Here is a 15,409-nt window from a genome sequence, read left to right as displayed (position 1 = left end):
ATTCGAGGTACACTGCTTGCATGGCCGAACGTCTGACATTCATCCACGCCGCCGATCTTCATCTTGGCGCTCCTTTTCGCGGTTTACGCGCGCTTTCCGATGCGTGGGCAGCGCGCCTGCTCACGGCTTTGTCCGAAGCATACGACCGCGTGATAGAGGCCGCTCTTACCCGCGAGGTCGACTTCGTGGTGATGGCGGGCGATATTTTCGATAACGCCCGTCCTTCGTACGGCGACTACCTGCACTTTTTCGCTGGCCTGCGCAGGCTTGAGGAAGCGGGCATACTCGTTTACCTGATCACGGGAAACCATGATCCGTATACCTCGTGGCAGCACGACAGCTTCTCTCTTCCCTCGAATGCGGTCATGCTACCGGGCGATCGTCCGGGATTCGCCCTGTACGAGCGCGATGGCCGCCCGCTTTGCATCGTGGGGGGTCGCGGGTACTACAACCAAACATGGCCGGCTGACGAGTGCATTGCCGAGGGAGTGACGCGCCGCGCTGCTGAAGAGGCACTTGTTCAAAGATACCCTGAAGTTGCCAGTGCTCCGTTCGCGATAGGGGTTTTGCACACGGGCCTCAATCTCGATAATTTGAAAGCGCCCGTTGCACCATCCACTCTCATGAACGCCGGGATGGATTACTGGGCGTTAGGACATATCCACCTTCGGTACGCTTACCCGTCTTTCGAAGATCCTCGCCTGGTGTTTTCCGGTTGCATTCAGGGCCGTGACATCAACGAGACGGGCGAACGCGGAATCTACCACGTTACGCTTACGGAGGGCGCGCGGAACACGATAGAGCCTATTCCCACGGCAAGCGTCGTGTGGCAGCGCATGCGGGTGGACGTTTCCGATTGCGCGAACCTTCCGGCGGTCACCGACAAGATCATGCGCGAGCTGTTCCGCGAAAACGGAAAAGCCCACTGCGAGGAAATGGTTTCGCGCATCACATTGGTGGGGTCGACGCATCTTCATGCTATGCTCGAGCGCGATGATATACGCGCTGACCTGCGAAAGCACCTGAACGATTCGTATCCGGCGTTTTTCTGTGACGCCCTGCTTGATGCAACGGTGGAGCCGCGCGACAAAGATGCGTTGCGTCGGGAAGGGCTGTTCCCCGCGGTGTTTCTTCAGGTCGCCGATGCCCAACGCTCGAATCCCGACGATGAGATAGCGTATCTTCAAGAGGAATTCCTTGCGAAGGGCATGCAGCTGCCCAGTGCTTGCACGCGGCTTGTGGACGACCTGTCCGCAGAAGCCGAAAACCTTGTGCTCGATCTTCTCTCTCAAGGGGAGGACCGATGACCAGGCCTTATCTTGAGCGCGTGAAGATAGCGTCCTTCGGCGCGTTTTCCAATATGGCGGTAGGGCCGTTAACGCCGGGTCTTAACGTGATATTCGGCCGAAACGAATCAGGCAAAACAACCTTGGCTTCGTTTGTCGGCGGCGTTCTGTTCGGGTGGGAAGACGCGCGCGGTATGCGCAACACGTACAAGCCTGCGAACGCCGAACGCGCCGGGTCCTTGTTCTTCCAGGCTGGCGGAAACGAAATAGAACTCTCGCGTGGTCGTAATGCCGACGGGCTTCAAGGCGATGCTGCATTGGCGTCCGACATCGACAAAGAAACGTTCCAAACCATGTTCTCGCTTACGAGCGACGAGCTTCGCACGCTTAGGAACACATCGGACGTCACGGCGAAACTGTTAACGGCAGGGTCGGGAACCGGAGCCTCCCCCGCTCACGCGCGCTCATTGATCCAGAATCGCCTGGCTGAATACACTTCGCGCGCTGCCGGTATCGAACATTCTCTGGTCAACCTAGGCGTCCAGCAGGACGAACTGCGTGAAAAGCTGTCTTACGCCGCTGAAACGGTCGAACGGTTCAAGCGTCAGGACAAGGAGTTTCACGACCTTGCACCGCAACGGGACCAGCTGCTCGCGCGTTTGGACTCGCTTAACTCCGATATAGAGGCGTTGACGGTTTGCCGCGCAAGCGTGGAAAAGATCGACCAAGAGATGGACGATCTGGAGGACAAGGTCGCCTCTTTAAGGGCTGAAGAAGAAACGCTGCGACTGGAGCATCGTCTGCGCGATCGAGGGGATTCGGCCGCGCTCGTTCGCTTGACTACAACGGAAGACCGTGCGTTGCGGGATAAGATCGAGTCCTTGGCAGTTGATGAGGCGAAGTTCGAGCATGCCGTTGATCTTGCCCAGGATAACTTTTCCACTTCGAAGGCTGCGTACGAGGTACTGCTCGAGTCCGAGGACGCAACGTCTGTGCAAGGGGTGATGCGCCGCCAACGCGCAACGCAGATCGTGCTGTCCATCGCCTTGCCTCTCCTGTTCATGCTTTCCGGCGTGCCGCTTTTCATCCACGGCCGAGAGATAACCAGCCTTTCGTTCACCGTTGGCGGCATCGGCCTGATCGTTTTCGCCATCATGTTGGCTCTGGCTGCGATGGTGATGCTGTTTCGGCCTGATAAGAAGGCCGACGCAAAGGAAGAGCGTCTTCAAGATGCGCAGTGGGTTATGTTGCAGGACAAGAAGAAGCTTGAAGCATGCGTGGAAAGCAGGGAGTCGTTTCGCCGGGAGGCGCGCGCTCAGCTTGATTCGGTTGGGTTGGAAGAGGCGCAAGGTTCGCTTCGGCGTGCTCGTACGTTGTTGGATGAAGCGAAGGATGCCCGCGCCGAATCCAACCTGTATCGACAGCGGCAACAGGCCCTTGTGTCGCGGCGCAGTTCGCTTGAAGAAAGCTTGGCGCTTGCGAAGCGCCAGCGCAAGCGCTTGTTCGAGCGCATCGATTCGCGTGCTGAGCGAACCGTGGAAGCGCTTGACGCGGCTTTGGCTCAAAAGGTGCAGCAGCGCAGCGGCCTGTTGGAAACAAGCGAGCATTTGAACCGCCGGTACGGCGAGCTGAAGCAAGAACTGTCCCATGCCGTCAAGGAAAGGGAATTCGACGCGCTCAAGCTGCAAGCGGAAGAGGTGAAGACGCGCATCGATGAGAGCTCCCGCGAATATGCGCGCCTGCTTCTGGCGAAGCGCATGCTCGAAACGGCTATTGGCGCTTGGGAGAGCAAGAGCCAGCCTGAAGTGTATCGCCAGGCAAGTCGCTTGCTTTCCGTTATGACCGATGGCGCGTGGGTTAAGGTGGCCATGACCGCCGAGGGTCGGTTGCAGGTGGTCGACGCAGTCAAAACCGCCCGAGACCCCCTTCATCTGTCGTTGGGGACGTGCCAACAGCTCTACCTTGCTTTGCGTATTGCTTTGCTGATGACGGCTGACAACGTCGGCCGTGCAATACCCATCCTGGCCGACGACATCCTGGTCAACTTCGATTCGGAGCGTCGCGCCGGAGCGGCGCGTGCCCTTGCGGAACTGGCGCGCATGCGGCAGGTGCTTCTGTTCACCTGTCATGAGGAAGTGGTCAAGGCCCTGCGCGCCGTCGATCCAGCCTTGAACAAGCTGGAGCTGTAATTTGCCCTGAACTCCGGCCTGTTTCTCGGTTATGCGGCTGATAAGGGCCCATTAGATGGGGTTTCTCGATAAAGACAGAGGAAGCGCGGGGCCGAACGCGCAACTATACTATAATGCAAGGGTTGTTACGGGACTGCCCCGCATGATGAAACCGGGGCGTTGAAAGGACTCACGCACATGCCCAGCACGGTTCTGATCGGTGCCCAATGGGGCGACGAAGGCAAAGGCAAAATCACTGACCTCATCGCGAGCGAATACGACTACGTGGTTCGCTACCAGGGCGGAAACAATGCCGGCCACACTGTTATCCACGGTAGCAGGAAACTGGCTCTTCATCTTATGCCTTCCGGCGTCATGTACGAGAACGCAGTGCCGGTTATCGGCAACGGCGTTGTCGTCGACCCGGGCGTGCTCATCAAAGAGATGGCCATGTTGGAAGCCGAGGGCATTTCCTGCAAGAACCTCAAGATCTCGTGCGATGCGCACGTTATCATGCCCTACCACAAAGACTTCGACGGCGCCGACGAAAAGCGTCTCGGTGAAAACAAGATCGGCACCACGAAGCGCGGCATCGGTCCCTGCTATCAGGATAAGGTCGCTCGCAAGGGCATTCGCATCCAGGACCTGTTGGACGAGAAGATCTTCCGCCTGAAGCTTGAAGCGGTTCTCGCTCAGAAGAACCCCGTTCTGGAGAAGATCTACGGTTTGCATACGTACACGGTGGAAGAGATCTGCGAAGAGTACCTGCCGTACGCTCGTATTCTCAAGCCGTATATGGCCGAAACGGCGCAGCTGTTGAACGAGGCCGTGCGCGCGGGCAAGTCCATCCTGTTCGAGGGCGCGCAAGGCACGCTGCTCGACATCGATCACGGAACGTATCCTTACGTGACTTCTTCTTCGTGCTGCGCCGGTGGCGCGGCAACCGGAACGGGCGTCGGTCCTACGGCCATCGATCGCGTTTTGGGCATTCAGAAGGCGTACATCACGCGCGTCGGCGGCGGCCCCTTCCCCACCGAGCAGCGCTTTCCCGAAGATGGCGGCGTAGGCGAGGAAGCCGAGACCGGCGAGCTCATGTGCGCTGTCGGTCACGAGTTCGGCGTGACTACGGGCCGCAAGCGTCGCTGCGGCTGGTTCGATGCGGTTATCGCGCGCTATGCAGCTGAGGTCAACGGCCTGACCGATGTGGCGCTGACCAAGCTTGACGTTTTGAGCGCATTCGATACTATCAAGGTGTGCACGGCGTACGAGTGCGACGGCAAGGTTTACGATTACTTCCCCATGCAGCAGAGCGTTCTGTTCCATGCGAAGCCGGTGTACGAAGAGCTTCCCGGTTGGAAGGACGTCGATATCACCGGATGCCGTACCTTCGAGGACCTGCCGGAAACGGCGCAGCGCTACGTCGAGTACCTTGAGCGCATTGTCGGCGTTCCCATCAGCATCATCGCGGTGGGTCCCGATCGCGACCAAACCATCATGCGCGGCTGGGATCGCGCGTAGCTTCTCAGGCTTTCGATTTTCGAGCGTTTCACGTGAAACGCGTTGGTTGATGAAAGGAACGAATGTGAACATCCTGGTGTTGGGCGGCGGCGGTCGCGAAGATGCCATCACGTGGGCCTTGGCGAAGTCTCCTCGCGCCGATCGGCTGTACGTAGCTCCTGGCAACGGCGGAACCGATGCCGTTGCTCAGAACGTTGCCGGGCTGAATCCCGAGGATGCGGATGCCGTGCTGGCGTTCGTGCGGGAGCATGCGATTGACCTGGTTGTCATCGGCCCCGAAGCTCCTTTGGTCGCCGGCGTGGCGGACGTTTTGCGCGAAGCGGGCGTGGCTACGTTCGGACCCGATGCTCAAGGAGCCTTGCTGGAGGGCAGCAAAACCTACAGCAAGGAATTCATGCAAGCCAACGGTATTCCGACGGCTCGTTACGGCAGCTTCACGAACTTGGACGAAGCGCTCGCTTACGTTCGCGAATTGGGCGCTCCCATCGTTGTCAAGGCGGACGGCTTGGCAGCGGGCAAGGGCGTTGTCGTTGCCGACGACCTGGAAACCGCAGAGGATGCTGTTCGTTCCTGCTTCGACGGCGCGTTCGGCGATGCCGGCTCCACCGTGCTCATCGAAGAATGCCTGACGGGTCCCGAGTGTTCGTTGCTTGCGTTCGTCAGCAACGGCAAGGCTCACTGCATGACCACCGCACAGGATCACAAGCGCGCATTCGATGGCGACCGCGGCCCCAATACGGGCGGCATGGGTGTGTACTCGCCGGTGCCTATCGTTACCCCTGAAGAACTGGCCGCTATGCATGAGATCATGGAGACGGCTGCCGCTGCTACGGCTCGCGCGCCGTTTGCCCATGACTATCGCGGCGTTCTGTACGGCGGTTTCATGCTGACGCCGGAAGGCCCTAAGATCATCGAGTTCAACGCTCGTTTCGGCGACCCTGAGACGCAGGTGGTTCTGCCGCGTCTGGAAACCGACCTGGTAGATATCATGATGGCTGTTGCCGAGGGTCGTCCGGACGACATCACCTTGCGCTGGTCCGAGCAGTGGGCGGTGTGCGTGGTTTTGGCGAGCGAGGGCTATCCCGGATCGTACGAAAAAGGAAAGGTCATCCTTGGCGTCGACGAAGCCGAAGCCATAGAGGGCGTTACCGTATTCCACGCCGGTACTGCCAAGAACTACGACGAGGAACTTGTTACCGCAGGTGGACGCGTTCTTAACGTAGTGGCTTTGGGCGATTCGTTCGACGAAGCCCGCGAAAAGGCATACGAAGCGTGCGACTATATCAATTTTGAAGGCAAACAATTCCGAACCGACATCGGCAAAAAAGCTGCTGCTGGACGGACCGCTTGGGAATAAAGGTTTCCGCCGTCCGAAAGGGCGGCGGTTTTTTTGGACAGAGGAGTCTATGCTATCTGAACGCATGCTTACGGCGGCAGTCCGCCAATGCACGAACCAGTACTTGAAACTCAAGCCCACTGACGAGCGCCGTGTTCCGGCTCCGGTGCCTGGTCAGAAATACATGCTTTACATGCACGTGCCTTTCTGCGAGCGCTTGTGCCCGTACTGTTCGTTCAATCGTTTCCCCTTTTCCGAGGATCGTGCGGTACCGTACTTCCAAAGCATGCGCAAAGAGATGATGATGCTCAAAGATTTGGGCTACGATTTCGACAGCCTGTACGTGGGCGGCGGTACGCCGACCATCATGATCGACGAGCTGTGCGACACCATCGACCTTGCTCGCGAGACGTTCTCTATCAACGAGGTCTCCAGCGAGACGAACCCGAATCATCTGATCCCTTCTTACTTGGATAAGCTGCAAGGTCGCGTTCAGCGTTTGAGCGTTGGCGTTCAGAGCTTCGATGACGACCTGCTCAAGCAGATGGATCGCTACGACAAGTACGGAAGCGCCGCCGAGATCTTGGCGCGCGTGCAGGATGCAAGCCCGTACTTCACGTCGTTGAACGTGGACATGATTTTTAATTTCCCGGCGCAGACCGAAGACGTGTTGATCAAGGATATCGAACGCGTGGTGGAAAGCGGGACCAGCCAAACTACGTTCTATCCGCTGATGGCTTCTCCGAGCGTCGCGCGCTCTCTGGCCAGGACGGTTGGCAAGGTTGATTACCAGCGCGAGCGGCGCTTCTACGAGATTATCAGCGAACTGCTTGCCGGTGGTTCCGATCCGCTGTTCGAGCACGGAAGCGCTTGGACGTTCAATAAGCGCGGTACGGGTGCTGCGGGCGATGGTGCGATGATCGACGAATACGTTGTGGACTACGAGGAGTACCCGGCTATCGGCAGTGGCGGTATCACGTATTTGGGAAAGAACCTGTACGTGAACACGTTCAGCGTGAACGACTACAATGCCGCAATCGCTTCCGATCGTATGTCGCTTATGGGAAAGACGGAATTCTCGAAGCATGATCGCATGCGGTACCGCTTCATGATGCAGCTGTTCGGATTGAGGCTGGACAAGCGCCAGTTCGAGCGCGATTTCGGATGCACGGTGGAGCGCGGCCTTCCCGTAGAGGTTGGGTTCATGAAGGCGGCAGGAGCATTCGACCGCGATACGCCTGACGAGTTCACGCTTACGCCGAAGGGCCGCTATCTCATGGTTGTGATGATGCGCCAGTTCTTCATCGGCGTGAACAATCTGCGCGATCAGGCGCGTGCGTCCTTGGTTGGCGAGGAGCGCCAGTTGATTTTCGGCTAACTGCCGCACCCTTCGCGAGGTTCTTGAAAGCGATGCTGCAACGCAGCACCTCTCGAGCATCTTGCAATGCAGTGTCGCCCGAGCGTCGAGGTTTTGCAAAGCGAAGCCCCGCTGCTCGGGCGATTTGTTTTCGCGTGAGAAAAAGCGAGGCCGCAGTCACGTGGTTTCCCGGAGGGGCTTCTTGCTGTAAGACCGCTATTATCGCAGGTCGGACCAGTCTGTTTCCCAAAACTTTGTCGGCGCTTCGAGGAGCCGGGTGGCTCGTTTCCGCCGATTCCGATCGAGCGTTGACCGTCTTTATAATTGTCGTAGTAATGTAGTCTCATTTATGCTTGGTGGTGGTATCATACCAGCACAATTAGTTAAGAACTTGAACGAATGAGATAGGGATGCTTCTTTGGTAAAAGCGCATCAGGCACATACGAAAGGGTTTACGCTTGCCGAGCTGTTGCTGTCGGTAGCGATTCTTTTGGTGCTTGCAGCACTGGCGTTCCCTTCTATCGTAAGCGCTCAGAACAACATGCGCATGGTCGAGCTGAACAACGCCGCCGAGTCGATAGCAAACGCTGCGCAATCCCAGATGACGGCTAAAAAGGTATCGGGCGCGTGGTGGTCGCTCGTCGAGTCCGAGGGATTAGCCCAGACCAAGGCCGTGAATCTTCCCGACACGATCAACGGAAGGCCGACCGATGCCCAAAATACGTTCTATATCACGGCTGACCAAGCCCGAAAGAGCAGTATCGTCCCTCCTCTTGCTGTGGATGATAGCGTTCGCCGGGGCGATTTCATCATAGAGTTCAATGTGACCACGGCAACAGTGGTCAGCGTGTTTTACGCGGATGGAAAAAGCGGGTTCTTCAGCTTTGCTCCCGATAGCACGAATGCCGCGCAAGAGTATTACGAAACGGGGGGACCGCGCGATCGAGCCGCGCGCATGGCTGCCGATTACATGATTGGATATGCCGACTCCACTCCGCACGGGGCAACTCCTGAAATTGCTCTGCAAAACCCCGTGGTGTGGTTGAACGAAAACGGCGAGTTGTGCGTGCAGGATAAAAATCTGTCAAGGAACCCCGAATGGAAAACCTCTATCGAAGTGACCGTGTCTCTAGGCGCGAGCGTTCTTTCACTTTCAGGGCTTGACGGGACGGAAACCTCGTACACCGTGCAAGCGGGATCGGAGACCAAGACCAATTCCAACACGGTGAAAGAAACCAAGGTGTATTCCCTGGGATTGAAGGGCGATGCTGCTCAGGCTGACGTGTACGCAATCGATCTGAACGACTTGAAGCGCGTCTTGCAAGAGGCCGGCGGTCAAGGAGACCTTGCTGCTACGATTGGTGCTTTGTCGAGCTCAGCGGGTGATATTCGCGCGGATGCGCGAGTTTCCTGCTTGGAGAAAACATCCGTTCCTGCTACGGCATCTGCTTATTTCAAGTGGCCTGAAAAGGTGGCGAAGCTTTCGGTTTTGGTAACCAATCCTGCTCTTGAGGCTAAAAACAATGGCGGCAAATCGCGCGCCGCTCATATATCGGGCGTCTATGCCGATCCTTCGGTGAAGCTGGTCACAACTGCAGGCGAGCCGCCGGTTACGGGTATTTCCATGATATCGACCGAGGTGACGTTCGAGCTTAGTGCGGCGGGAATAAAAACATCTTCGGTGCTTGCTGCCGAGAATATCGAATCAACGCGGCAGTCGTATTCGGGAGCCTGGGTGAAACTTGCGGATGCTCGAGAACAGCAAGCTAACGTGTTCGTTTCCGCAGGCTCGTACACGTCTCAGGCGGGAAGTTCTATCGACGTAAGCGGAATGGTCAATCCTGGAAACAACGAGTTGCTGTGGTCCGGCGGAAAACCGTTCGAGGCAAGTGGGAAACAGCGTCAGTATCAGATATACGAAATATGGGTCAACGGCGAACGAGCCGGCTATTTGGACCAAGGCGCTTGGACGTGGGAGAATACGAATCTCGGACGCGATCTGCGTGAATGCGTGCAGTGGTCGGGCAAGGACGCGTCCTTGCCTGCTGCGGAGTCGGCCAACTATGCCACATCGCTTACTATAGACACCGTCAAACTCTACGATTTGGTCGAGCAGGACTTCGATGGGTATGAGATATACGTTCGCACCACGCCGCGCGCGGATGAGGTTCAAGCGTACTTTTCCAGTCTAGCCCCGCGCTTTGCCGAGTACTTGTCGAACGGAAAGACTACGACGGGGTCGCGCGGCGTGAACTTGGGTGCACCGATTCGCCAGCCGTTTGAAAACGAGTTCGGCGCCTCTTCTACCGTTGCTTTGTACAATGTGACCACCAAGGGCGGCAGCTTGAATCTTTCGAACGGAGCATTCCCTCGTCAGGGGGACGTGCGCGTGTATTACACGGCGGCGCCTGCCGTTGCTTGGGGCAAAGGGCTGGACGACGTGACTACGTGCACGAAGCTTCCGAGCGCGCAATTGTGGCTGTACGAGAAGTCCGACGGTTATTTGTCGAGCAATCCGTCGGCATACGTGAGGTCGTCGCGTTCGGGCGCGAGCAGCGATTACGCGCTCAGCAAAACCTCGTCCGCCGATTACGAGTTGTCCACCGAAAGGGACTACCTTTTCTACCGAGCCGTTGAGTATTGCGACGGTAGCGGCAAGCGCCTTGACGGGTACGATGTTCAGTACGTGCCCTATACCGTCCAGGATGACAAAACGCATGCGTCTATCTCGTTGCTTCCGAACAAAGAGGGCCTGGCGTTTGCAGGCTGGAAGGTTGAGGGCGACAGCACCTACCAATCTCCCTCGTTCACTATTATGCCTACCTCGAATTCTCTGGTGGGCGATTGGGATTCGCAGCTTGCGTTCGGCGCGGTCAAACTGAAGGCGCAGTACAAGGAAGTTCCGAAGGATTCCGTTGGGCTGATGTACCTTGAGTTCGACCATGATAATAAAGTGACGGGTTATTACGGAACGCTGGACGGTTCGTCTTGCGACGGTGATCTTCCTGGAAACAACGAGATTGCCTCATGGGGTTACTACGTTGTGGTGCCCGCCGGAGCGGCAGCGCCGGAGTATCAGCAAGGCGGCAATGCCCAAGATCCTTGGAATTGGAAATCGCTAAAAGAGAGCAAGGTCGACGTAGACTTCTCCGTCGGCGGTATTCGGTACGATGCGTACAAAGCGCCCGGTACGGTTTGGGGGCAGTCTCAAAAAAACACGCTGCATTACCCGTTCCGACTTGGGGAGAATCAGCACGACTATTGGTACAACGTGAATTTTGCAGCTGCGATCAGCCTCGATGACGACGCAGCTGACGAATGGGGAGAGGATGATGACCCCTGGATCGTTCGCCATGCGGATCAGTTCGTAGGATGTCTAGATGTCGGTCAGACGCAGGACGAATATACCGACTGCGGTTTCCTTCAGTCTCATGATATCGACCTGAGCAATAAGAATATTAAATACCGCAGTGGGACGGTTTTCTCGGGATCGTACGACGGCGATGGCTTCTCCATCAGGGGATATCGCTTGTCTGAAGACATCGACAGTAGCGGCGTTGTCGGCCTGTTTAGGACGGCGAAGAAGGCGACGTTCAGAAACATACACCTCGAAGACGTCGATCAGAGCGTTCTTGAAGGCCCCGACAGATGGGTTCTTTCGGTGTTAGGCGGCGCTTCGGTGGGAGTGCTGGTGGGCAAAGACGAGAAGTCAATCTTCGAAAACTGTACGGTTTCGGGGGATCCGAACCTCGCAGAAGATGATTTGCATGCAATTCGCGTGCAAACGGGCGATAGCAGCACACCGTCAAATATCGGCGGGCTTATTGGTGTTGCGCGAGAGACCACGATAAAAAACTGCAAGGTCGAATTCTTGTCTCTTGAAGTATCGAGGCTGGGTGTCCTATATTTCGGAAGCGGCGAATGCGTAAATATTGGCGGTTTGATCGGATATGCCAACGAGGTGGAAATTGTCTTCGATGGCGACGATCCTTCGTATTCCCCCTCTCAATTCGTGCAGCTTGAAACGTTCGGGAAAAGCGAAGCTCAAATCCGTATAGGCGGCCTCATTGGGTATTTTAAGAAGGGTAAATTTGAAGAATGGCAAGACAGAAAAACTCTTCTCATACAGATGTCGAATCTAATCGCCACTATTGACGGATCGTCTACATCTGCTTTTATAGGGGCGATCATCGGCTTTAACGATGGCGGTCATATCCCACCCGGTCAATTAAACGAAACGTTTGACGAGGTGTATGCCAATGGGGATTTGCTTGGAAAAGCAAAAGACGCTATTGGAAACAACCGCAAGATCGCCAACAGGCAGTACAACGAACCGTCAGCGAAAGAAGCGTCTCCCGACAAAAAAGAGAGCGCTCAAGGCCATGCTGCAACGCAGGATGACGGCTTGCATCAATTGCCCGGGTCGATTGCTTCCCCCGACCCCGATCAATCAGCGTCAACCGAACCTGCACCTGAGGATGCGCCTCCGGGTGCTGCGGATGCCGAGGATCCTACGGCAAAGGAAGCGGCATGAACCGCGCGCTTCAGCATACCCTGCGTGACGAACGCGGCGCCTCCATTGTTATCGCGCTTGTGTTCTTCTTGATTTGCGCGATCGTTGGGTCCGTGGTGGTAACGGCTGCTTCGGTGAACGCGAAAGCGGTGCAGACCCACAAGGATTTGCAGCAAGATGAATACTCGATGGCATCTGCCGCTGATCTTATAGCCCAGCAATTAGGCGGCGAGGACAAGACGCGCTCGGCGCCTTGCGTGACGGTTTCGATCAGTTACGGACCGGACGGAAAGCCTTCTGTCGACGTGAGCAAAGTTTATTCGGAAGTCGGGAAAGGCTTCTGGACGAAAGACCGGACAGCGACAATCCTTGCCTGCCGGGAGCAAGGTATTCCTTATACAATAGGCGATGCCTCGTCCGATCGCCTTGTCGTGTATCCCCCGTCCGAATCGAAAGCTATGGACCCCGTGTACGGCAAGGTGACGGTGGATGCCGACCTGAACGTAACCGTTGAGCTGTCGCTTGACGAAGAGCTTTCAGCAAGCTCCCCCTACAATATGACGGTGTCCGTTCAGTGTACTCCGACGTATGATGCCGCCGGTCGTTTGGCTGCGTTCACATACGGGGATAATACTGTTGTCAAGAAGGCTTCGGGAGGTCAGTCATGACCGAATCCTTGTTCGACAGGTTCCGCCGCAAGGTTGTCGACCGTCGGGGCGACTCCATGGTTGAAGCGCTGGTGGCTATCTTGATTGCTGTGCTGGGCGCAACGATGCTGGCCACTATGGTGATGGCGTCTGCGAGCACGGCGATTCAGAGCGAGCGCGCGCTGGACGCTTCGTACGATGCGGAATCGAATCTCATGAATTCGCATGTAGACCTGACCAAGGTAAAAGTCGATATTCCCAATTCGGAAGGGGCGAATGACCCGGAGCCGGCGGTGACGCTTTACGGTTCGGGTGATTATGAGCGCTATTGCGAAGGCAAGCGCGCATGAGAAACGTGAAGTACAGAGCCATGCTCCGCAGCCGCGTGCGCGATACGCGGGGATTCATGCTGGGCGAACACCTGATCAGCATCTTGTTTATCGGGTTGCTGTGCGTTGCGGTAACCGCCGGATTGCAGGCGGCCATGAGCTCGTACAGTCGCATTACCGTGCAGACGAAAGCCAACGCGATGCTCATGCAGGCGGTCGAGGAGGTAAGCGACGAGCTAACGTACGCGCTTGAAGTGGAGGGCGATGGGGTGCAGTCTGACGAGAACCCTCTGTATTTCACAAGCTCCACGCGGCATGAAATCGCCTTGTTGCAGTCCGACGGTCAGCAAGGCATCTGGTTGAACGCCGAGGGCGCGCAGGCTCTTCTTGCTCCTGCCGAAGACGGCCTTACGCCGCGGCTTGAAATGCTCTCGTACAATGCCGCCTCCAAGACCTGGTCTTTCGAGTTGGGCGTGTACGCCGAAGGAAACGTCGCGCAGGAAGCGCTTGCCAAAACCACCATGAACGTACTGAGGATAGGATCGTAAATGCCTTACAAACGTTTGGGAGACGTGCTGTTCGATGCGGGCCTCGTGACCGAGGACCAGATAGAGCACGCGCTTTCGGAGCAGAAAACAACGAAGCGCCGTTTGGGCGACGAACTTATTGCCGAGGGCATCATTACGGAAGCGGGTCTGATCGAGGCGTTGCAGATGCAGTTGGGCGTCGAGTTCATCGATTTGTCCCAGGTTGATCTTGACCCCGAGATGAGCCGCGTGGTGTCCAAAAACGTCGCGCGCCAGTACAACGTCGTGCCGGTTCGCACTACGCCTGACGAAGTGTACCTAGCTATGAGTGACCCGCTGAACTTCATGGCCATCGAAGCGGTGAAGCACGCCACCCGCAAGCGTGTTGTCCCCATGGTTGCCATGCACGACGCCATCATGCGCGCCATCATGACGCTGTACGGCAACGAAGGCGCCGCCCGCGCGATCGAGGAAATGAAGCGCGATGCGCGCCCGGCGGACGATTCGTCCAGCGGGTTTGCCGCTACGTCGCTCGGCGACGATGCCGACGCCCAGTCCGCGCCCACGGTTCGCTTGGTGAACAGCATCATCGAGCGCGCAGCGACCGAACGGGCAAGCGATATTCACCTTGAGCCGCGCGAAGCCGACCTGCACGTGCGCATGCGCATCGACGGTTTGCTGCGAACGATACTGACGGTGCCGAAGGAGCTTCAGGCATCCGTTATCTCGCGTCTTAAAATCATGGGCGGCATGAACACCTCGGAGCGCCGCGTTCCCCAGGATGGCCGCGCGAGTATTCGCCTGAAGAAACAGGATATCGATCTGCGCATCAACACGCTGCCCACTATCCACGGCGAAACGGTGGTTGTTCGCCTGCTCGACAAGAACGACAGCCTGTTCGACCCTCAGGGCATCGGCCTTACCGGGGAGAACCTGGAAAAATACAATCGCCTGATCAGCTCGAACAACGGCATGGTTCTGATCGTCGGGCCCACGGGCAGCGGCAAAAGCTCCACCATGTACACCATGATCCGCCATCTCAACATCGATTCGGTGAACCTGGTTACGCTCGAGGACCCCGTGGAATACAACATCGACGGAGTGAACCAAGTCCAGATCAACGAGAAAACGGGCATGACGTTCGCGAACGGCCTGCGCGCTATTTTGCGGCAGGACCCCGACATCGTGGCGGTGGGCGAGATCCGCGACGGCGAGACGGCCGAGATAGCCATGCGCGCCGCCATCACCGGGCACCTGGTTCTGTCCACCGTGCACACGTTCGACGCTGCGTCTACGATCGATCGCCTGGTCGACATCGGCGTCGAGCCGTACCTTATCGCAAGCGGCATTCGCGGCATTATCTCCCAGCGCCTGGTTCGCTTGGTGTGTCCGCATTGTCGGCAGGAGTACGATCCTCAGCCTGAAGAATTCGAGACGATCGGGCTGCCGTACGACGCGCACGTCAAGTTCTACCGCGGGACGGGCTGTCCCCTGTGCTTCGGAACGGGGTATCGTGGAAGGACCGGCGTGTTCGAGATATTGACGCTCGACCGCGCCTTGCGCACCTCGATCACAGGAGGCGCGACGCGCGAAGAGCTGCAGGGCGCCATCGAGCGTTCGGGCTCGTTCAAAACCATGGAAGCTTCCTGCCGTGAACTGGTGCTCTCTGGCGTGACAACCGCCGAGGAAGCCCGCAAGACCATTACGGCGTTGGAATAGCAAGGAGCC

General features: G+C 57.3%; 10 protein-coding genes. All 10 read left to right on the top strand.

Translation table 11 applies throughout. The annotated features are described in order from the left end of the window. The first annotated feature begins 20 nt into the window (after positions 1-20). Positions 21-1,307: a metallophosphoesterase family protein gene (locus LQE90_RS03315; protein WP_216529261.1), complete on the top strand. Its 1,287-nt coding sequence runs from the start codon at positions 21-23 to the stop codon at positions 1,305-1,307. Then, positions 1,304-3,475, top strand: coding sequence for an ATP-binding protein (locus LQE90_RS03310; protein ID WP_216529262.1), 2,172 nt, complete (start codon positions 1,304-1,306; stop codon positions 3,473-3,475). The genes LQE90_RS03315 and LQE90_RS03310 overlap by 4 nt, the downstream gene beginning before the upstream one ends. Before the next feature lie 177 nt (positions 3,476-3,652). Then, positions 3,653-4,972: an adenylosuccinate synthase gene (locus LQE90_RS03305; RefSeq protein WP_114566338.1), complete on the top strand. Its 1,320-nt coding sequence runs from the start codon at positions 3,653-3,655 to the stop codon at positions 4,970-4,972. A 64-nt stretch (positions 4,973-5,036) separates the two neighbouring features. Further along, entirely contained in the window at positions 5,037-6,329 is a 1,293-nt protein-coding gene (purD, locus tag LQE90_RS03300; protein WP_114566337.1) for a phosphoribosylamine--glycine ligase, read from the top strand. Positions 6,330-6,378: 49 nt separating this feature from the next. Beyond that, positions 6,379-7,686: a coproporphyrinogen III oxidase family protein gene (locus LQE90_RS03295; RefSeq protein WP_216529263.1), complete on the top strand. Its 1,308-nt coding sequence runs from the start codon at positions 6,379-6,381 to the stop codon at positions 7,684-7,686. A gap of 397 nt (positions 7,687-8,083) precedes the next feature. After that, positions 8,084-12,199, top strand: a complete 4,116-nt coding sequence (locus LQE90_RS03290) for a prepilin-type N-terminal cleavage/methylation domain-containing protein (protein WP_216529264.1) — start codon at positions 8,084-8,086, stop codon at positions 12,197-12,199. Next, on the top strand, positions 12,196-12,846 hold the full coding sequence (locus LQE90_RS03285; protein WP_216529265.1) for a TadE/TadG family type IV pilus assembly protein: 651 nt from the start codon (positions 12,196-12,198) through the stop codon (positions 12,844-12,846). The genes LQE90_RS03290 and LQE90_RS03285 overlap by 4 nt, the downstream gene beginning before the upstream one ends. After that, a complete protein-coding gene (locus LQE90_RS03280; protein WP_216529266.1) occupies positions 12,843-13,175 on the top strand; it encodes a type IV pilus modification PilV family protein in 333 nt (110 codons plus the stop codon). Before LQE90_RS03285 ends, LQE90_RS03280 begins: the two co-directional genes overlap by 4 nt. Further along, positions 13,172-13,702: a hypothetical protein gene (locus LQE90_RS03275; protein WP_216529267.1), complete on the top strand. Its 531-nt coding sequence runs from the start codon at positions 13,172-13,174 to the stop codon at positions 13,700-13,702. Before LQE90_RS03280 ends, LQE90_RS03275 begins: the two co-directional genes overlap by 4 nt. Continuing rightward, complete coding sequence (locus LQE90_RS03270) at positions 13,703-15,400, top strand: GspE/PulE family protein (RefSeq protein WP_216529268.1); 1,698 nt, start codon at positions 13,703-13,705, stop codon at positions 15,398-15,400. It begins immediately after the preceding gene. Positions 15,401-15,409 lie beyond the last annotated feature (9 nt).

This window comes from Paraeggerthella hominis (assembly GCF_021044775.1).
GTDB classification, from domain to species: domain Bacteria; phylum Actinomycetota; class Coriobacteriia; order Coriobacteriales; family Eggerthellaceae; genus Paraeggerthella; species Paraeggerthella hominis.
This window is presented reverse-complemented; position numbering and strand designations above follow the sequence as displayed.